At 45.5% G+C, this 19820-nt stretch carries 22 protein-coding genes; 9 read left to right on the top strand and 13 right to left on the bottom strand.

Annotated features, from left to right (window positions below; genetic code table 11):
- The first annotated feature begins 191 nt into the window (after positions 1 to 191).
- From J4N43_RS07190 to J4N43_RS07175, 4 genes are all read left to right on the top strand, one after another.
- Positions 192 to 686 (top strand): tripartite tricarboxylate transporter TctB family protein, encoded by a 495-nt coding sequence (locus J4N43_RS07190; RefSeq protein ID WP_005377273.1) that lies wholly within the window; start codon positions 192 to 194, stop codon positions 684 to 686.
- Positions 687 to 705: 19 nt separating this feature from the next.
- A complete protein-coding gene (locus J4N43_RS07185; RefSeq protein WP_005377271.1) occupies positions 706 to 2232 on the top strand; it encodes a tripartite tricarboxylate transporter permease in 1527 nt (508 codons plus the stop codon).
- Between the two features lie 279 nt (positions 2233 to 2511).
- Positions 2512 to 3027: a P-loop NTPase family protein gene (locus J4N43_RS07180; protein WP_005377268.1), complete on the top strand. Its 516-nt coding sequence runs from the start codon at positions 2512 to 2514 to the stop codon at positions 3025 to 3027.
- Between the two features lie 81 nt (positions 3028 to 3108).
- A complete protein-coding gene (locus J4N43_RS07175; protein ID WP_047102688.1) occupies positions 3109 to 3879 on the top strand; it encodes a sulfite exporter TauE/SafE family protein in 771 nt (256 codons plus the stop codon).
- 293 nt (positions 3880 to 4172) lie between these two features.
- On the opposite strand, the gene J4N43_RS07170 is transcribed toward J4N43_RS07175, so the two are convergent.
- The 13 genes from J4N43_RS07170 to sctW all read right to left on the bottom strand — a co-directional run bounded on the left by J4N43_RS07170 (position 4173) and on the right by sctW (position 15012).
- Positions 4173 to 5144: a TAXI family TRAP transporter solute-binding subunit gene (locus tag J4N43_RS07170; protein ID WP_005388171.1), complete on the bottom strand. Its 972-nt coding sequence runs from the start codon at positions 5142 to 5144 to the stop codon at positions 4173 to 4175.
- 205 nt (positions 5145 to 5349) lie between these two features.
- Positions 5350 to 6354, bottom strand: a complete 1005-nt coding sequence (gene vopD / locus J4N43_RS07165) for a type III secretion system translocon subunit VopD (RefSeq protein ID WP_005377262.1) — start codon at positions 6352 to 6354, stop codon at positions 5350 to 5352.
- Between the two features lie 10 nt (positions 6355 to 6364).
- Entirely contained in the window at positions 6365 to 7564 is a 1200-nt protein-coding gene (vopB, locus tag J4N43_RS07160; protein WP_054575027.1) for a type III secretion system translocon subunit VopB, read from the bottom strand.
- Between the two features lie 7 nt (positions 7565 to 7571).
- The gene (gene vcrH, locus J4N43_RS07155) at positions 7572 to 8057 is read right to left on the bottom strand and encodes a SycD/LcrH family type III secretion system chaperone VcrH (protein ID WP_005377258.1); all 486 of its coding nucleotides are present in this window, start codon (positions 8055 to 8057) and stop codon (positions 7572 to 7574) included.
- Positions 8058 to 8069: 12 nt separating this feature from the next.
- Positions 8070 to 9893, bottom strand: coding sequence for a virulence-associated V antigen (locus J4N43_RS07150; RefSeq protein ID WP_158159672.1), 1824 nt, complete (start codon positions 9891 to 9893; stop codon positions 8070 to 8072).
- 10 nt (positions 9894 to 9903) lie between these two features.
- Positions 9904 to 10188 (bottom strand): LcrG family type III secretion system chaperone, encoded by a 285-nt coding sequence (locus tag J4N43_RS07145; RefSeq protein ID WP_005395092.1) that lies wholly within the window; start codon positions 10186 to 10188, stop codon positions 9904 to 9906.
- A gap of 60 nt (positions 10189 to 10248) precedes the next feature.
- Positions 10249 to 10662: an LcrR family type III secretion system chaperone gene (locus J4N43_RS07140; RefSeq protein ID WP_053350345.1), complete on the bottom strand. Its 414-nt coding sequence runs from the start codon at positions 10660 to 10662 to the stop codon at positions 10249 to 10251.
- Entirely contained in the window at positions 10662 to 12788 is a 2127-nt protein-coding gene (gene vcrD, locus J4N43_RS07135) for a SctV family type III secretion system export apparatus subunit VcrD (RefSeq protein WP_104979251.1), read from the bottom strand. The genes J4N43_RS07140 and vcrD overlap by 1 nt, the downstream gene beginning before the upstream one ends.
- Positions 12772 to 13113, bottom strand: coding sequence for a type III secretion system chaperone VscY (gene vscY, locus J4N43_RS07130; protein ID WP_158156522.1), 342 nt, complete (start codon positions 13111 to 13113; stop codon positions 12772 to 12774). Before vscY ends, vcrD begins: the two co-directional genes overlap by 17 nt.
- Before the next feature lie 5 nt (positions 13114 to 13118).
- Positions 13119 to 13496, bottom strand: a complete 378-nt coding sequence (gene vscX / locus J4N43_RS07125; RefSeq protein WP_064368455.1) for a type III secretion system protein VscX — start codon at positions 13494 to 13496, stop codon at positions 13119 to 13121.
- Positions 13493 to 13867, bottom strand: coding sequence for a type III secretion chaperone SycN (gene sycN, locus J4N43_RS07120; protein WP_005388159.1), 375 nt, complete (start codon positions 13865 to 13867; stop codon positions 13493 to 13495). The genes vscX and sycN overlap by 4 nt, the downstream gene beginning before the upstream one ends.
- Positions 13854 to 14138, bottom strand: coding sequence for a TyeA family type III secretion system gatekeeper subunit (locus J4N43_RS07115; protein WP_005377239.1), 285 nt, complete (start codon positions 14136 to 14138; stop codon positions 13854 to 13856). Before J4N43_RS07115 ends, sycN begins: the two co-directional genes overlap by 14 nt.
- Positions 14119 to 15012, bottom strand: a complete 894-nt coding sequence (gene sctW / locus J4N43_RS07110; RefSeq protein ID WP_158159673.1) for a type III secretion system gatekeeper subunit SctW — start codon at positions 15010 to 15012, stop codon at positions 14119 to 14121. The genes J4N43_RS07115 and sctW overlap by 20 nt, the downstream gene beginning before the upstream one ends.
- Positions 15013 to 15197: 185 nt before the next feature.
- Between sctW and vscN the strand changes: the two genes are divergently transcribed.
- From vscN to vscR, 5 genes are read left to right on the top strand one after another with little or no spacing between them, the layout of a single operon-like run.
- Entirely contained in the window at positions 15198 to 16520 is a 1323-nt protein-coding gene (vscN, locus tag J4N43_RS07105; protein WP_124008910.1) for a SctN family type III secretion system ATPase VscN, read from the top strand.
- Positions 16517 to 16978 carry a type III secretion protein gene (locus tag J4N43_RS07100; RefSeq protein WP_065274573.1) on the top strand — a complete coding sequence of 154 codons (462 nt, stop codon included), beginning with the start codon at positions 16517 to 16519 and terminating at the stop codon, positions 16976 to 16978. Before vscN ends, J4N43_RS07100 begins: the two co-directional genes overlap by 4 nt.
- Positions 16979 to 16987: 9 nt before the next feature.
- The gene (locus J4N43_RS07095) at positions 16988 to 18199 is read left to right on the top strand and encodes a type III secretion system needle length determinant (protein ID WP_158159674.1); all 1212 of its coding nucleotides are present in this window, start codon (positions 16988 to 16990) and stop codon (positions 18197 to 18199) included.
- Positions 18196 to 19164 carry a SctQ family type III secretion system cytoplasmic ring protein VscQ gene (vscQ, locus tag J4N43_RS07090; RefSeq protein WP_017634547.1) on the top strand — a complete coding sequence of 323 codons (969 nt, stop codon included), beginning with the start codon at positions 18196 to 18198 and terminating at the stop codon, positions 19162 to 19164. Before J4N43_RS07095 ends, vscQ begins: the two co-directional genes overlap by 4 nt.
- On the top strand, positions 19161 to 19811 hold the full coding sequence (gene vscR, locus J4N43_RS07085; protein ID WP_005377232.1) for a SctR family type III secretion system export apparatus subunit VscR: 651 nt from the start codon (positions 19161 to 19163) through the stop codon (positions 19809 to 19811). The genes vscQ and vscR overlap by 4 nt, the downstream gene beginning before the upstream one ends.
- Positions 19812 to 19820 lie beyond the last annotated feature (9 nt).

Genomic DNA, 19820 nt, shown 5'->3' with positions numbered 1-19820 from the left:
GTTGGTATTTCCCCATTGTATTTGCACTCTAAGTTTCACCGCATATGGACATTGTCGACAATCGGCATGCACACTCCTTTGTTTATATACCCAAAGCGGCTCGACTAGCAGCGAAATGCTTAATTGTTAATGGTTTAGTTTATTCATTGACGTCCATATGCGGTCTTTTTTACTTTTGTTAGGAGTTGAATATGCCTCGTTCAACCAACTTTTTCACCAAAGAGTACTTGCTCTGTCGTGACCGCGTCGGCGCAATGATCTTTCTACTCTTCTGTCTTTGCTACGGTTATCAAACCTCGCAGATTCCATTGTTTCCAGGTGATGAGTATGAACCATTCACCGCACGCACTCTGCCAACCATCCTGACTTACGTTGGTGTCGGCCTTTCTTTGCTATTGCTGGTGACAGGACAACCAGATAAACAAAGTGGCGCAGTGCTGACCTTCAATTGGAAGTTACTGATTGCCTTTTTAATTTTAATGGCGCTCTACGGCGTGGGCCTGACTTATCTAGGTTTTGTGATAGCTACTGGCTTGTTTTTATTGGCTGGCTTTTATCTGCTCGGGGAAAGACGTAAACCCGTTCTGTTTGGCGCGTCGTTTCCATTCGTGATCGCGTTCTACTTATTACTCACTCAAGGTTTGGACATCTATCTCGAACCGGGTTTGATTTTCACCATCTGGTAGCCAAAGAAAGGACTGAATTATGTTAGATGGAATTCTACAAGGTTTATCCACCGCAGTAATGCCAATGAACATTATGATGGTGATCGTTGGTTGCTTCGTCGGTACATTTATCGGCATGTTACCTGGACTTGGGCCGATCTCAGCCATTGCTTTGATGATCCCAATTACTTATGGTCTAGAGCCCTCCTCTGGTCTTATTTTAATGGCGGGTGTTTATTACGGTGCGGTATTTGGTGGTTCTACATCGTCGATTTTAATTAACGCGCCGGGTTGTTCTTCAACCGTGGTCACAGCATTCGACGGCTACCCAATGGCTCAAAAAGGCCAGGCAGGTAAAGCATTAGCTTTGGCAGCTTATTCGTCTTTCACTGGCGGTACGCTATCTGCCATTATGTTGCTTGTTGCCGCACCAGCATTGGCTAGCGTCTCCCTTAGCTTCCAATCGTCGGACTATTTTGCGTTGATGCTACTTGGGTTATCAGCAGTCGCGGCTTTTGCGGGGAAAGGTCAGGTAATCAAAGCGTGGATGATGACCATTCTTGGTTTGATGCTATCTACAGTTGGAATCGATAAAGGCGTAGGCGTTGAACGCTTTACCTTCGGTTTAACGGATTTAATGGATGGCTTTAGCTTCTTGTTGCTTGCAATGGCGACATTCGCACTGGGTGAGACACTGATGGGCATCCTTAAACCATCAAAAGACACCAGCAATGAAGAACAAGAAAAGCTGAGCAACATTGGCTCAATGAAAGTGACCAAGGAAGAAATCAAAGATGTTGCGCCTGTTTCAATTCGCTCTTCAATATTAGGTTTCTTCACTGGCGTTCTTCCTGGCGCAGGGGCAACCATTGCTGCTTTTTTAAGCTATGGTATGGAGCGCAACCTCGCACCTAAAGAGAAAAAGGATGAGTTCGGTAAAGGCAGTATCCGTGGTTTGGTTGCGCCAGAGTCTGCGAACAATGCAGCATCTAGTGGTTCATTTGTACCGCTATTAACGCTTGGTATTCCGGGCTCTGGTACAACAGCAATAATGCTCGGTGCGCTGATCGCTTATGGTATTCAACCTGGCCCTCGCCTATTTGTTGAACACCCAGATGTGTTCTGGTCAGTGATCATTTCCATGTACTTCGGCAACATCGTACTTGTGATCCTGAACTTACCATTGATTCCGTACATTTCAAAGCTTTTGGCGGTTCCAAGAACGGTGCTTCTACCGATGATTTTATTCTTCTCAATCACCGGGGTTTATTTGGTCTCTTTTAACACTATGGATGTGTTCGTGATGCTGATTGTGGCTATGGCTGCCATTGCACTTCGGCTCGCTAACTTCCCGCTCGCACCTTTATTGCTGGGCTTCATCCTTGGAGGATTAATGGAAGAGAACTTACGCCGCGCATTAATGATTTCAGATGGAGAACTGAGTTTCCTATGGGAGCGTCCTATTACCCTTACCTTTACTGTTTTAGCTGTATTGGTATTGGCAAGTCCACTAATCGTAAAGCTGATTCAAAAGTTTAAAGCACAGCCAGTCAGCGTTGAGCAGTAATCGCTGTCTCTTTCAACCTAGATAAAGCCATCCATCGTGATGGCTTTATCTTCCGCCCTCCAAATCGTTCGCTTATTGTGCAGATGGTATTGACAAATCACTGTCGTTATATGAAGGTGATTGTATGAACACACACTTAGCGCAACTTAACCAACGAATTATCATCATTCCATAGGAATGGTGGGATTTTTTGATGCGCTCAGTATTTATCGAACCCACCCATAGCGGTGGGTTTTCTGTCTCTACCGTATGGGAAAAGCTCTCTTGGAGGCGGTCACAATGCAAAAAATAGCAGTTTTTGGTAAACCCGGCAGTGGAAAATCGACGGTAAGTAAAGCAATCGCGTCTGCTACCGGTCTTCCTCTTCATCAATTAGATTCAATAGTCTATAAACCAAACGGTGCTCCCGTTGAGCGTAACGTTTTTGATGAAGCCCATAGCAATATACTAAGCTCAGATCGTTGGATTATAGATGGCCTTGGACCGATCAGCTCTTTCAACGCTCGTTTAGATGCAGCCGATACTCTCATTTATATTGATCTACCATACTCCGTAAGCTATTGGTTTGTGACGAAACGTCTCCTTAAAGGACTATTCATAAAACCTGAAGGTTGGCCTGATGGTAGTTCGGTACTGAAAGGAACGTTACAAAGCTACAAAGTTCTTCAGCAATGCCCCGCATTCTGGAATGATGACTTTATGTATCGCCTCGAAGGGTACTCTCAAAGTAAAGCCGTTCATGTCATCAAAAACGTTACAGAACTGAACAATTTTGTTTTAGAGCGGGTAAAGTAAACCTCATATCAGAACATTAGAGCATGTAGGTTAGATCATCTGAAGCTCTAACAATAAAAAAGAACATAACAAGGATTGTTTATGCTTTTAGAACTCTCACTTTTATTCATTGCTGGCGTAATTGGTGGGATCATTAACTCCATAGCAGGAGGCGGAAGCTTTATTACTTTTCCGGCTCTATTGGCAGTAGGTGTTCCTCCTATTATGGCTAACGCAACAAACACGTATGCTTCATGTGCGGGTTACATTAGCGGAGCCGTCGGGTTCAGAGAAGAGATCATGAAGAACAAGCATGAACTGCTGTTCACAGTCTCATTCAGTTTAGTCGGCGGCGCTGTCGGAGCATATCTGTTGCTCAACACGCCAGAATCGCTATTTATGGAAGCTATCCCTTGGTTACTCTTATTTGCCACCGTGCTTTTTCTCACCGGTTCTCGTTTAACAATGCTAATCAAAACTGTCGCGAAAGAGCACAAACATGCTGGCATACTCGGAGCAATCGCGTTGGGTTTATTACTTGTTGGTGTCTCTGCTTACGGTGGTTTTTTCAACGCAGGTTTAGGGGTTATTGTTCTGAGCTATCTGGTAGTAGCGGGCCACCAAGACATTAATTTAATGAACGGTTTGAAATTGCTCGTATCTACGTGTGTTTCACTCATTGCTATCGTGATTTTTGTTGCCAATGGCTCCATTGACTGGCACACAGGTAGTGTTGTTTTGGTCGGTACGTTGGTAGGTGGGTATCTTGCAGCTCGTGTCTCTCGTCAACTGAATCCCAATCATGTTAAAGGGTTTGTTGCTCTTTCTTCTATTCTCATCACTATCTACTTTTTCATTGATGTTTATGTTTAAGCAAAACTTGTACAAGTGGATAACAATCCTACAAAAACACCAGCGCGAAAGATTAATGCAGATAGCTTAACGATTTTTTGTGTCACTCCAGCGAGGTTAGGAATCTAATAGCACTACACTGAGCGGCTAATGAAACCATTTTGATCACAAAGTGCTCGGATAGAAGATCCTGTATCACGCTCCTTCGTCGCTGTACAGGATGACGAGAAATAGAAATATGCCACTCGCGGTTAAACGAGTGGCATTGATCGAGAAAGATGGCGTTTTACATCAATAATAAGAGAAAGTAACGCTTACTTAATCAGCCCTACTTCTTTGTAGTATTTGAGCGCACCTGGGTGAAGAGGCGCAGATAAACCGTCTTTTACCATTTCCTCTTTCTTCAAGTTTGCAAACGCTGGGTGGAGACGGCGGAAATCATCGAAGTTTTCAAATACCGCTTTAACCACGTTATAAACCACATCTTCTGGTACCGCAGTAGAAGAAACAAACGTCGCGCCCACACCAAAGGTTTGAACATCACTATCTGTACCACGATACATACCACCTGGGACATTTGCGACACGATAGAAGCTGTTGTCTGCAACCAGTTTTTCTACATTAGGTCCAGCTACCGTTACGATATTACTATCACACGACGTAGTGGCTTCTTTAATCGCTCCACTTGGGTGACCAACGGTATAAATCATCGCATCAATTTTGTTATCACAAAGTGCTTTTGATTGCTCTGCTGCTTTTAACTCAGAGACAAGCTTAAAGTCGTCGTTACTCCAACCATACTGGTTCATTAGCACTTCCATAGTACCTCGCTGACCAGAACCAGGATTACCAATGTTGACGCGCTTACCTTTCAAGTCATCAAAAGTTTTGATGTTCGCGTCTTTACGTGCAACGACAGTAAACGGTTCTGGATGAACGGAGAATACGGCGCGCAGCTCTTTAAAAGGCCCGCTTTCTTCAAACTTACTGGTTCCTTTGTAAGCATGATATTGCCAGTCTGATTGCGCGATACCAAGGTCCAATTCACCAGCACGAATAGTGTTGATGTTATAAATCGATCCCCCAGTACTTTCTACCGAACAACGGATACCGTGATCTTCTCGCGATTTGTTAACCAAGCGACAAATAGCGCCACCAGTCGGATAATAAACCCCTGTTACGCCACCGGTACCAATCGTGACAAACGTTTCCTCCGCAGACGCAGAAAAGCCTGTTGTGAGTGCAGCCAAAGAAGCCGCAAGTGCGATTTGCTTAAACTTAAACATTGAACATCCCTTTTACTTGTGTTAATGACCGTTTAAGTATAGCAATCGTTAACAATTTGATAACGTTTGAGTTCTCATCCTTGGAGGTTGATTTATAGATATATACTTTTTTATCAACTTAACCTACTGATAAATAACATTTAGACTTGAATGCCATAAAAAAAGCGTTGTATAAACAACGCTTTGTAGTTAGTGAAACGGATGGTTACACCGTTGGGACTGATGCTCGCCACGCTTGGTTCTGGCTATCTGAGATAGATCGGAACAAGTCACGTAGCTCTTTCAATAAGCCTTCTTGGAAACCAATGTTTTCATCGGCTTTCTGTTTGGCTGCTTGTGCGCGAGTCGCTTGTACTTCATCATCTTTGCTGCGCGCTTGCGCTTTGGTTTGCTCTACATTCGATGCTGAGTTTGCCATCTGGCCCAAAGCTTGAAGAATCGCGTTCTTCGCTTGGTTTGAGCTCATCAACTTATCGAACTTACGGCCACCACTTGTCAGCTGCGCTGTCGTGTCTGCGATATTGTCTTTCGCTAGTGAGTGCGCACGCTTAACCTGATCTTGCTGCGTTTTAGACAAGCTATTGTTATTTAATAACTCTTCTGCTTGATCGAAGCCAGCTTTTTGCGTTTTAAGTACATTATTGCTCGCCATTTCATTCTTGATTTCTTTCCCTGCTTTGAAAGAACCAAGGGCACCAATAATTGCGGTAGCACCCGCTAGTACACCCGAAACGACTGCCATCGCGATCATTGCGCTTGCCGAGTTGTTGAGTTCTGCCGCTTGGCTTTCTAAACTCGCGACGTTTGCTTCAACAGCAATTTCACGTTGTAGCACTTGCTGCTCACGGCTCAGCTTTGATACTTGATACAACAATGTTAATAGCGTCAACGATTGTGATACCGCATCTGATGGTGACTTGATCACCTCCTCACCGTTAAGTGCTTTCATCGTTGTGCTCATTAATGAGCTCACCGTCGGCGCAAGAGCACTCATTAAGTTTGCAACAACTTGAGCTTGATTACTCACTGTAGGAGCTTTAGGTGTCTCTAACTGGTAGCGTGCTGCACCAGAAACACCTGACTCACTTTGGCTTTTAACGGCGCCCGCTTCAAGCTTTGTTTCCGGCGCTTTTTCTGCTTTGTTGGTTTTAATGGTGTCGCCTAAACCGTATAGTTCACCACGACCCGTTCCGCCTACTTTATCTAGCATAATAAACTCCTTATACCGTTGCAGGACGGCTTAACACCGTTTGCATAGTTTCACTTTTCGCTTGAATCATTTGCATGATGAGGCTCATCAGCTCTTGGAAGTCTTCCATCAACTTACCAATCTCTTCTTTGAGCTTATCAATGACAGCCTGGCTTAACGTCATTTTGGCTCGAAGGTCTGTGATATCAGCCTGAATCTCTGTCACGTGAGCATTGTTAGCAGCGTGAACACTGTCCGTTGCGCCTTTACCCACGTTGACGGCAAGATCGACGGTTTCTGCGCCATAACGAATCGCTTTCGCTGTTGTTGTCGCAGCTTTTGTGCCCATATCCGCCACTTTCGCCATGTTTGCAGCGGCTTTCGTAGCGATTTCCGTGACCTTTTGAGCTACCTTACCAGCACCTTTCGCTGCAAGTTTCGCGATACCGCCAGCTGCTGCACCACCAAACGTCACAACAGCTCCGATAACCGCGACGGCGATTTCTAATGCCATTACGACTTTGTTTAGCACATCGACATTTACGCCCGCTTCTTTTAGCGCATCTTGAACGGCTGGCTCTTGCAACGCCATGCTCACTGCTCCCATAACGCCACCAGCGATCATAAGTGCACCGGCTGCTGCACCAACACCCGTTGCCACCATTACGGCACCAACAACAATAGAAACCACCGCACTGATCCAACCAAAGATCTTCGCTGCTAAGCCTGATTTTTGGGCTTCTTTTGCAGCGGCTTCCGATTCTTTGATTTTGTCTTGGTTTTCCACCATCTCTTTTTCGTGTTTAGCTTTTGCGACCTTCACTTCCTGAATTTTCAGCTCGTTTTGAGCACTTTTCAGTTTATCCGTGATAGCAGCAAGCTCTACTTCAAAATCATCAGCAGATCCTGCGATGATTTTGACGGCAATCGAACCTGTTTGGTCTGCAACTGCATGGAGAGATTTTGCAATGGTATCGACGATCTTTTGCAGCTGTGCCATGGCTTTTAGCGTCAAATCATTCACTTTGTCACTAACAGCTGCGTTAGGTGCATCTAACTGAACTTTTACTTTTCCGGTGTTCAGTACATCTGCATCTTTACTCTTCACGTTTTCTACCGTCACAGAAGGCGTCGCTGTAGACACCGTTTTCTGCACGTTATCTAACGTGGCTTGGCCAGATTCAGGGCTATAAACCTGTGTCTGGATGCGGTCAAGTGCAATAGAACTCATAGTCTAATTACTCCTTTTTATTTCTCACCGCTTCTAACATGATGCCTGCACGCTCATGCAAATCTGCATATTGTGATTTTCCGGCAGACATCTCCTTCGCGCTATAAAACCCACTCTCTGCTTCTGTCAGTTGTTCCAGTTTCAGGTGACATTCAGCAGAGTGAAAAGGTGGGCGTGGATCATTTACGTCCACTAGCGCTGCGTAGCTGTAGGCGTCTATTGCCTGCAGATACTCACCCAACTCCTGACGAGCCGCGCCAAGGCCAATGAAAAATCGCGCCTGATAATGATCAAGCATGCTGAGTAATTGAAATACTTTCGCTGCTTGCTCAATCTTTCCCGATTGGAAAAAGTTGTAACCTACGGCATAAATATGTTCGATGGTGTCCTGAGACACATCGTGCAACATTTTTAGCGTGCCTCCCTCTTCCAAAAAAGACAGCAGTTCTTCTGCTTGCATTTGAGATGGATCGGTCGCGTTTGTTTTAGTCATGGTTGGTTATCCTTAAATGGCTCGTAGGATTTCTTGTAAAATACTGTGGTACTTCTGAACAAACTTGTTCATCGCTTCAACGGTCGAGTTGTATTGAGAACTGGTGTCGTTCAGCTCAGTGGTTTTGATTTGCACTTCATCGTTAAGCAACTTGGATTTAGCACTGACAGAACTAGAAAAATTAGACAGTTTTTTAGACTTCTCTTCGTCTTGGTACGACGCACCATCACCGATAGTAATACCTTGTGTTTGAAGGAAGTCTCGATGGTTTGTTATTTTATTATCCGTCAAATACTTGTACTCAGGTGAAGCTTCAAAATCCGTTTGATTGCTGTAGTTAAAGTCACTCGCTTTGAAGTTACTTTCTGGATATCCCGGTTTATAAACCCCATCAACACTTTGCGTAGAGTGAATTTTTGATTGCACAACACCAAAAACTTTAAGCTGTATTGTGAGATCCTCTAATGCCTCTTTCTGGTCATTACGTTTCTCTAAACGGTTAACACGACGCTCATTTAGTGCAAGCAGCACTTGCTCATCAAAACGGTCTCCAATGCTGGACTCAACAACGGCCAACAAATCACGAGCCGTTAGAGAGTGCTCTGCTCTCACCTCGCGATCCGCTTTCTCTTTATCGGTGATATTGAGTAGACGCTCTTTCAATGCCCCTAAGTTCTTGCGCAATGCCTCGTATCGCTCAGTAAATGAAGCCCCGGTAGATTCACCTTTTACTATTTTTTCAAACTGTAATCGGATATCTCGTTCGGTGTTTTCTTTGATCAAATTAACTTGAGCTGCCGTTATTTGTGTCTTTTGGACATCGGCTATCGCTCTGTCCTGGTAAAAGTCGTCGATTTCTATATTTGTTAAACTCACCGCGAAGTTGGCGAACAGACTAGAAAGGGTCAAAGGCTCAGTTCCACCAATGACAGTATTAAGTGCTGCTTTTAGATTGTTCGTTCCACTCGCCTCACCATAAGCTGCGCTATATTGACCTTTCACTTGAGCGGCCATTTCATCTAACGCTTCTTTAAGCTGCTGTTTAGAAATACCAGGAGTCCAGGTAATTCTGCTAGCTAGCGCACTTGCGTCATCGGTGCTTAAAGTAATACCGATGCCTTGAAAACTACTTTTTAATTGAGCTGAGACTTGAAGAGCGAAACTCTCTTTAGTCAACAGGAAATCCGAGCTCTTCAGTTGCGCGAGATTAACGGAACCTAAGCTACTAAAGGCATTGCGAAGAAAAGAAATAGAAGCATCTCTCACTTCACGGGAGCCCATTTGATTAGCAAGCTCTGCAACAAAAAGAGAAATTTCTTTGGTGGCATTAGCCAGACCTGTCTCGGAGAGGTTGGCGATCTGCTCCGCTTGGTTACTCTGAGTGCCCAGATTAAATTGACTAACAAACTCAGTAGACAACGAGCTATCTACGTTTTCCGTCAGTAACTTACTAAACCAAGCCTGAAACTGATTTGATAGCGTTTGGTTTGTTTGAGCATTAAACTCGGCTGCGGTTAATTCGCCATCTGAGTTAGCACTTTGTAGCGACTTTATCCAAACAGATGCGGTGTCGGTCAATGATATACCAGCAAACGCGTTATTTTTCGCTTTTAGGTTTTCAAGCGTATCAACATAAAGCGCGATACTTTGTGATTCCGTTTGTCCCGAGATAGTTGGCAATGAAGAGATTAGGGAGGCAAGTTGCTGAGTCTCTGCTTCACCCAGTACAGGGGTAAATGCCTCTATCAAGTTTTGTTGGAAAGTGGGTAATGGTGCACTACTCGCAGCTGTGTCTGTTGCTCCTGTCGTAGAGCCAGTCGTTTTCATATTCGTCATTTCCAAACCTCTAAATCATCATGCCGCGCATCACTGTGGGACGCTTTCTGCGTTTACCTGACGTACCTTGTAGCTGATTTTGTTGTTGCCGGCGGCGCTGGACTTCGTCTATTAGCTCTTGCTCTGCACGTTTCATGGTATCTACTGGCGCTTTTATGCCGCCAAGTAAAACATCCCCCGCAACAGGACCAACACCTAAGCCTTCCAATAGCTCGTTAAAAATATCGGTTCTGTCTTCAGCTTTTCTAATGGCAAGCTCAGCGTTCTCAATCGCATCGGTAAACGGTTGCTTCATCTTGATTCCTATCTTAAAGCGGGTCATCTCATCGGTGCTGTCAGTAACAGTCGTGAGTTTTTACTTTTTCAACTTTTTCAAAGGTCTATAATCTGCTAGGCGTAAACAGTACCAGTCGTCTAGCTCATCATGGCTTGCACCGCATGCTTTTAGATAGAACTGTGCCAATCGCTGGCTGCTCATGTTGCTACCACGTAACACATCGACGTTGCCGCGAATGACCCAATCGGAGGGATAAAGTTGAATGGCATGTTCAGCCAAGAGAAATAAGCCGGCAAAGGGGTTACTCAACCCCAATTTTGGACGAATGCGTTTCAGAAGAACGATGATGATTTCACCGTCCTCCACCCGAAAAACGAGCTCTAAGCCTTCAACTTCAATTCGATAACCAAGTTGAATTTCACTTTGTTGCCAAAAGTATGGCGTCACTTCGATCCCCGCTTGCGCCAGCGAGAGTATTAGTTTTGTTTTCATTACATCCCCACCCTTCCAAGTGGCTGAATATTGATTTGCTGGGTTAGTTCTTGAAATGACAAAACGGGCAGATCGTAGTATTCCGATTCAATAAGCTTTCGCACATATCGGCGTACATCCATAGACACAACTAGCACAGGTTTATTCGGCATGCGGCTTAAGTCACCAATGGTCTGTTTCACATCACTGACAAATTGTTGCGTTACTGACGGGTCTAACGCCAAGTAACTCCCTGCTGAGGTTTGACGAATACCGCTGCGTATTGTGTCTTCGAGACTTTGATCCAATAAGTAAGCGGGCAACATGTTTTGTCCGCTCGCGTATTTGTAGCAAATGTAACGTTTTAAGCTGGAACGAATGTACTCCGTCAGCTGTACAACATCTTTCTCTTTTTGGCCCCACTCAACCATCGCTTCCAAGATCACGCGAAGGTTTCGGATAGAAATGTCTTCAGAAACCAAGCGTTGCAAGATTTCCGTCATTTTTTGCAACGGAACAATACGCTGGGCCTCTTTGACTAGCTCCGAATAACTGCCTTCCATCTGCTCCAACAGATAACGCGTCTCCTGAATACCAATAAAGTCTTGCGCGTACTCCTTAAGAACATGAGACAAGTGGTACGTTAAAATTCTGTCGGGTGTGAGAAAACCTACATGACTGGCTACGAGTTTTTGCTCATAACTCTGTGCCACCCAAATGCTAGAAATACCAGGTAGAAAATCTTCATCTTGCTCATAAGGCACGCCTAATAAATCGATCTGTTCATTCCCTTCTGTCACCAAGAGTTGATCTTTAACAATTCGTCCTCGTGCAACCGGGACTTCTTGTAACTGAATTAAGTACTCGCCATTTTGCATCCCCTCGTTAAAGCGCAGGTGGATGCCTGGGAAAGGCACGCCTAGGTCGAGATATAGTGCGCGCCTCACCCTTGCTAGCTCTTCATTTAATGCGACCGCTTCCAAGCTTTCCTGAAGGCTCGCGTCAAGATCAATCAACAGCGGGACCGTCATGGCGAACTCTTCTTGCTCACCTAACTTACCTTTACTGTTTCTAGAAGGCGTAGGTTTGCTTGGCTTCGCTGCTGGCGAACCGGCCCCTTGCGAAACAAAGCTTGATAAGTCGGTGCTATCTGATTCAGCTTGTTTTTTCTGTTGATAGAAAAGGAAGAAACCACCACCACCAACCACGGCGGCCAAGACCAGAAAAGTGATTTTTGGAAACCCAGGGATGAGTGCGAACAGCACCAAAAGCACACCACCAATAAGAAGTGCTCGTGGCTGAGCAATCACCTGCCCACCAATATCCGATCCAAGATCAGAAGAGTCTTCATGGGAAACACGCGTCACGATAATACCGGCGGTAATCGCGATAAAGAGTGCCGGGATCTGCGATACCAAACCATCGCCAACGGTCAAAATCGCAAACAATTCAAGTGCTTCAGAAGCACTCATGCCTTTTTGCGTTACCCCGATCGTGACGCCACCTAAGATGTTGACCACAATGATGACCAGACCCGCAATGGAGTCGCCTTTAACGAACTTCATCGCGCCATCCATCGAGCCATACATTTGGCTTTCTTTTTCAATCAGCGATCGTCGGTGCCTAGCTTCGTGTACGTCAATTACTCCGGCACGCATGTCACCGTCAATACTCATCTGCTTACCAGGCATCGCATCGAGTGAGAAGCGCGCACTAACTTCTGCTACCCTTTCTGAGCCTTTGGTGATCACCATAAACTGAACAATGGTAATGATCAGGAACACAACGATACCGACCACTAAGTTACCGCCCACAACGAAGTTACCGAATGTATAAACGATTTGACCAGCATCGCCTTGTAGCAAGATCAAGCGGGTTGTCGTGATAGATAAAGACAGACGAAACAATGTCGTGATCAATAGCACCGCAGGAAATGCAGAGAACTCAAGTGGCGTGGTGATGTAAATCGCTAACATAAGCAGCACCACCGCAATGCTCATGTTGGTGCCAATCAGCACATCCACCAGTGCGGTAGGAAGTGGCAATATCATCATAAAGACGATCGCGAGTAACATCACCGCAAGCATGATGTCTTTGCGTTGCCCTACTTTGTTTAGAATATCGATCAACTTATTCATGTGATTCACTATTTAAAGATTGCAGATAGCGTCGGTGCGCTTGGCGTGCCCCATCGACGTCATTTTGTTTCCAACGCGCTTGGCTTAAACAAAACCAGAGTCCTGCCGAGTCAGGATGAAGGTCGGATTTTAATAAGTGCTCACACACCTCAATCGTCCGGGTATATCGACCACTTTGTAAACACGCCACAGCAAGTGTTTGCATCGCCTCTTTGTGATGCGGTTCTATTTCTAGAACCGCATCGAGAATAGAAATGGCATGCTCTGGCTTTTGGTATTGAACTTGTAGCGCAGCGTGAACAAGTAAGAGTTCAATGTCTTTGGATCTCAACATGTTGGTTAGACCTGAATAAGGAGATTGAGCGCCATAGTGAGGTAACGCTGATCAAGTTGTGTACTTTGTAGCGTTTCGGATGCTTTGATAAAAGAAACGGAGCCTGAGTCCTGTGCAAGAACTTGCAGCTGAGCCAACGTTTCATCGAACTGTTGGCGGTACTTTTCTGGACGCAACAACTCTGAGTGCAGCAGCTTGGGCTTAGTTAACGCGATGAGATATTGGTCTGAAGGCCTGAGGTCATAGAGCTTCTCTAAATGCGTAGCGACCGCCTGTCCATCCGGAAGTAATTGAAACCGTTCAGGGAAATCGGCCTTAACCTCACTATGAGTAACATGCGTGAAGGCTTCTATGCCTACGTTTAAAGTGCTAACTCGAGTCATGAGCCTGCCACATCGTTATGTAGACGAGCCAAAAGCGTAAACGCTTGCTCTAAGGTCGGAAGTGTTACTTCTTCTCCTTTTAGCCTTGCTGAAAAAACCAGAGTTTGCTCATCTAACAAGCCGGTTTTAATTTCGAAAGGCCAGCCTTGATCGGCATGACACAAACACAGTGCACTTTGAATCATGTCACTGGTTTGATGCCAAGATAACGCTCGAGACAACATCAAGAATAACTGCTCACCCTGTCGCTCAATATGCAGCGTACCACTTTGCTCAAAATCCAGCTGCACCCGTCCAGCTGATGAGAAATCGACGGCATCGAGCCCCATTCCTCGGCAAAATTCATCGACGGATGCATCAATCCAACTCATCTTCCCACGCTTCCTCTTCTTCTATATCAATGGCTTCGTCTAGCGCCTTTTGTACCGCTTGGATTAAATTCTGTCGTTGTTCTTCATCGGCGAATACGTCAATTGGGATTGCGCGAACTAACTTATGGAACTCTCGAAAAAAATCGATTTTTTGTTCTACCGCCGTCAATTCCATTGCGTTGGCGACTTTCCATATCTCATCACTGCTTACCCATCGCTGCTCTACCAACGCAATCACATCAGCCATCAAATTAGAAACTTGATAAGCCATAATTCGTCCTTTCCGGTTTAAACATTTGGAACAGCTGATTCACACGATCTTGCAACGTATTTAGAGTTTTGAGTTTTTGCATATCGGACATCAACCACTGCAACTTAACCGAATCGATACTGCTACCTTGAACACTAAGATCTGCACTCATGCCTTGCAGCATAAAGTCAACAGCAGTCGATACCTCCTGCTCACCAAAGCGCGCCACTACATCTTGATAAGCCGCGCCGAGCCCTTGATAACTATGAACGGTATCGCGGTAGAAGCCGCGCAGCTGATGCAAAGAGCTAAACTCTTGCTCTTGGCTGTATTCATCAGCAAAATTTGAGACACGGATTTCCGTATCAATTTGAGACCATGTATCTGGGTTTTGCTCGATTCTTAGAAGTGCTTGGTCAATCAGCGCTAGTAGGTGTTTACTTTCTGGACTCGCACTCAAAAACTTTTTAACGGCTTTTAGGGCGAGGTATTGATGGCTTTTCTCCTCGGAAAACCCATTCAAGTAGGCTTGTAATTGCGCGATGGTCGAGATATTTCCTCCCGCCATTTTTGTAGCCAAATCTTTGATCTTTTGATTCTTTTCAAGATCAGGGACTTTTCTTAAATAGTCCGAAACGAGTTCATGTGCTTCATTAACTCGAACACCACTGTCTTTCACTTTGCGCTTAGTCAGATCTTTCTCTGCTTTTTCGGAACCGAGTGAAGTGAGTTCTTCCATCGCATCAAAAAGTGATTGTGTGGCATTGTGAACACGGACGGTTTCACCGCGATAATTGCCTTTTTGTGAAACGTCGGGACGAGACGATTCCAACCCGCTTTGGATAGACGCATCAAACTTTGGATTTGTTGCGATATGATTGTTGATAATACTCATTCACTTGCACTCCTTCCGCACAATACAGGCGAATTATAGGAAGTGCGCTTTGTTGAAGCTGTCAAAATCAGACGTGTTTTTTTAGTGCGCTTTCAGTTTTCTAAAAACTCCCGACTGATATTCACTATAAATTGATTCTTATACTTTCTATCCTCTCAGCATCAATCATTGCGCATATTTTTACCTTGAACGATTTCTCATACATCACTGATATCCAACAATCTGCGATTAAACACACGCGTTTGATCCAAATTCGCGGGCGCGTTACGCAAGTCACCGGCACCATTATCAAAGCTGTCGTCCCTGGCGTTCGTGTAGGTGAACTGTGTGAGTTGCGTAATCCCGATCAAACTCTGTCTTTGTTAGCGGAAGTGGTTGGCTTCCAGCAGCATCACGCTTTGCTCACTCCGTTAGGAAATATGTTTGGGATTTCCTCAAATACAGAAGTAAGCCCAATGGGTAAAATGCACGAAGTGGGTGTTGGCGACCACCTGTTAGGTACAACGCTTGACGGGCTTGGACGTCCTTTCGATGGTACGCAAAGTCAAGAACCAAGCGCTTGGTATCCTGTTTATCGCGATGCACCACCACCAATGCAACGTAAACTGATTGAAAAGCCAATCTCTCTTGGCGTTCGATCCATTGATGGGCTACTGACCTGTGGTGAAGGTCAGCGCATGGGTATTTTTGCAGCGGCTGGCGGGGGTAAAAGTACCCTACTGGCAAAACTGATTCGCTCCGCAGAAGTTGACGTGACCGTTCTCGCCTTAATTGGTGAACGCGGACGCGAAGTGCGCGAGTTTATTGAGCATGACCTAGGCGAAGAAGGAATGGCCAAATCGGTTTTAGTGGTCGCTACCTCTGATCGCCCAGCAATGGAGCGCGCCAAAGCCGCTTTTGTTGCCACTTCTATCGCAGAATATTTTCGTGACCAAGGTAAACGCGTGCTACTGCTGATGGATTCTGTAACGCGTTTCGCCCGCGCACAGAGGGAGATTGGACTAGCCGCAGGCGAGCCACCAACACGACGTGGCTATCCGCCTTCCGTTTTTGCCGCTTTGCCAAAGCTGATGGAACGAGCTGGACAATCAGACAAAGGATCAATTACAGCACTGTACACCGTGTTGGTGGAAGGTGACGACATGACAGAGCCTGTCGCGGATGAAACTCGCTCAATTTTAGACGGGCACATTATTCTCTCGCGTAAACTTGCGGCAATGAACCACTACCCTGCGATTGATGTACTTCGGTCAGCAAGCCGAGTGATGAATCAAATCGTTGAATCCGATCATCAGGCGTCTGCTGCTCATATTCGCGAAATGTTAGCTAAGTATGAAGAAGTTGAACTGCTAATCAAAATTGGCGAATACCAACATGGTGCAGATAGCCGAGCGGATATGGCCATTGCACAAAGTGATGATATACGCGCCTTTTTACGCCAAGGCACGCATGAACTAAGCGATCTTGATGGCGCTATCGCTCAACTTAAAGGGATGGTGAAACAATGATAGAACGCTTATTAGAAATCAAAAAAATTCGCGCTGACCGTGCGGATAAAGCCGTCAAGCGTCAAGAATACCGCGTGTCAAACGCCACAGCACAGGTTCAAAAGGCCGAACGTTCTGTCGCGGACTATCACGTTTGGCGCCAGGAAGAAGAAGAGCGACGTTTTGCTAAAGCAAAACAACAAACGCTCGTTCTCAAAGAGCTGGAAACATTAAGACAAGAAATCGCGTTGTTAAGAGAGAGAGAAGCCGAACTTAAACAGCGTGTGGCCGAGTCAAAAAAAGCGCTTGAAATCGAACGCTCGGCACTTAAAGAAAAGCAAAAAGAGGCGCGACAAGCCCATAAAACCAAAGAAAAATTCGTTCAGTTGCAGCAACAAGAAGTCGCGGAAAAATCGCGAGAAAGGCAATACCAAGAAGAACTCGAACAGGAAGAGTTTCGCACTGTCGACATTATCTAAAGGTTCACTATGCGCATTACCCCAACAACTGAAGCATCGAATACGCTGCACAAATCAACGCCGGAACAAGCGCCTCTCGAGAAGGAGGCCGAGCTTCAATCACAATTCGAGCATGCAATGACGAAGAAGCCTAGCGAGGGAAAGGAGTCTATCGTTGGGAATCCCCAAAAAAATCATACTGGCGAAGAAGACATACCGCTAAGGCATAAGACATCTCAAGGTCTAGATAAGAAACTTAACCTATCGAACCAAGAAGCCAACGCTGACAAAAACACCTCCACTTTAAAAGGTAAAAGTGACGTCGTCACTAAGAGAGATATAGAGAAACCGCAAGACGACGCAGCAAATAGCGAAGAAATAATTAGCGAAAACAATAAATTGCTTAAAAATGATGGAAAAAGCGATGGCAACACAGTTCTAAGCTCCCCTTCTACCGAGCGTGTTGATCCTCACTTTCAAGCTCAAGCTCATTTGAAAGATGATAAACCGACGCCGATGGATAAACATACCTCGCCGGATTGTCTCTCTACGCTTGAATCTGGCTTGCTTCCCCAAAGTGCGACAGAGACAGAGCTCGCTCAATATGGGATTAACATTGTTGGCTTAACGAAAAAGCAAACTGAAAAAACGCACAATAAGCGTGCAACTCCGTCGCTACAGAATACAGGCAAACGACTAGACCAAACTGGTGGCCTGCCTGAAACCAAGCCTCTTGAAAAAATCGTGACGAAAAGCGCACTAGTCGCCGTTAAAACGGATGAAGAAAAAGTGCCTTCTCAGCCCTTTGCAAGTGCGGTAACACAAGGCGATGTCATCCTAAAAAGTGTTGCTTCGCAGGCTCAACCAAGCCCAACGCGAGACGTAAACCAATTACTCCAGCAATTGGTGGACAAAATCTATGTTGCTCTGCCAACCGCATCGGACAACAAAGAGGTTCGGCTGTTTCTAAGTGAAGGACAATTAAAAGGTGGTGAAATCCACATCAAGTTGGACGCTCAAGGGTATAGCGTGACGATTCGACAAGAGCATGCCCTTACCATTATTAGCCAGCAAGCTAGACAAGATCTTGCTGAACGGCTAAACCGATTCGGTGGTGAGCAGCCACTTCGCTTAGCGATCAGCGAACAAACTCAACAGCTCGATCAACAACAACATGAACAACAACACTCACGCCAACAACGCAGCGTGTATGAAGAATGGCAAGCGGAGAATGACCTATGACGCCGTTAATAATCCCCAAAGTGGATGCAGAAAGTATCGCGCTCAGCAATCAACTTTGTGCAAAACAGTGCCACTTCCAAGGGACTGATGGTCAGAGCGTATCGATTACTGTTGCTCAAATCCCTTCATTTGAAGGGTTCCGTTTAACCACGTTGATTGGAGGGCAAACCCTACAAGTAGACTTTTCTCGTGCGCAGCTCCAACATTGGCTGAAATCGACCTTAAATGCTACTGCGTTTGAGTCCCTGCCTAACTCCCTCCAGTTAGCACTTTTGAGCTCACAGATAGAACCGCATAGTGAGGCAATCAAAGCGCTATTTGGTCAGTTACCCATTCTTAGTCAACTACAGCCGTTAGAGGCGAGCCAGGCCCAAGAGCATACTTTAATGTTAACCCTCAATAAGCCTAACGGCTCTCTTTGTTTGTGGGTTAGCGAAGGATCAGACGTGTTGTTGGATGCGCTACCAAACAGCGCTGCTCTACAAGCTCGACACCTCGCTTTACCTGTGTGGTTAAGTCTTGGAAGGACCCATTTGACGTTAAGCGAATTTAATTCGCTCGAGCTGGGAGATGTCATCTTTTTTGACGATGGTTACATCGCCAAGCAACAAGCCATTTTTCAAGTATCTAACCAGAATCTCTGGCGCTGCCAACTGGATGACCAAACTCTTCACATTATGGAAAAAGAAACCAATATGAATGACGTAAACACTTCAGAAATGTTAACCGACCACCAGCAACTGCCTGTGGAACTCACGTTTGATATCGGCCATCAAACCATCACGCTAGAGCAGCTTAACCAGCTTCAGCCAGGGTACGTATTCGAGCTAAACCAGCCTGTATCTAAACCGGTAACATTGCGTGCCAACGGCAAAATCATTGGTGAGTGTGAACTGGTTAATGTTAACGAACATTTAGGTGTGCGCGTACTGGAGCTGTTCGGTGGCACGCAGGAGCCAGCATGATCCAGTTACCCGACGAGCTCAATCTCATTGTCAGCTTAGCACTGCTGGCACTGATCCCATTTATCGCCATGATGGCGACGTCGTTTGTGAAACTGGCCGTTGTATTCTCACTGCTGCGTAACGCTCTCGGTGTACAGCAAATTCCGCCGAATATGGCGCTTTACGGATTGGCCATCATTCTGTCAATTTTCATCATGGCTCCCGTCGGGTTTGAAACCTACGACTACGTAAAGCAGCATGATATCTCCCTTGAAGATTCTGCAAGTGTAGAAGGCCTCATTGAAAGCGGTTTACAGCCTTATCGAGAATTTTTGAAAAAGCATATTCGGGAAACCGAAGCCATATTCTTCACTGATGCTGCACGCACATTGTGGCCACAGAAGTACGTAGACCGTTTAGAGTCGGACAGTTTATTGCTCTTACTGCCCGCATTTACCGTCAGCGAACTTACTCGCGCTTTTGAAATTGGCTTTCTGTTGTACTTACCGTTCATCGCTATTGACCTAATTGTGTCGAATATCCTACTCGCAATGGGGATGATGATGGTATCGCCAATGACGATTTCCCTCCCCTTCAAATTGTTGCTTTTTGTCTTGCTTGACGGCTGGACAAAGCTCACCCACGGCTTAGTGTTGAGTTACGGTTAATCACGGAGA

The sequence above is a fragment of the Vibrio sp. SCSIO 43009 genome (assembly GCF_023716525.1).
Taxonomy (GTDB): domain Bacteria; phylum Pseudomonadota; class Gammaproteobacteria; order Enterobacterales; family Vibrionaceae; genus Vibrio; species Vibrio alginolyticus.
This window is presented reverse-complemented; position numbering and strand designations above follow the sequence as displayed.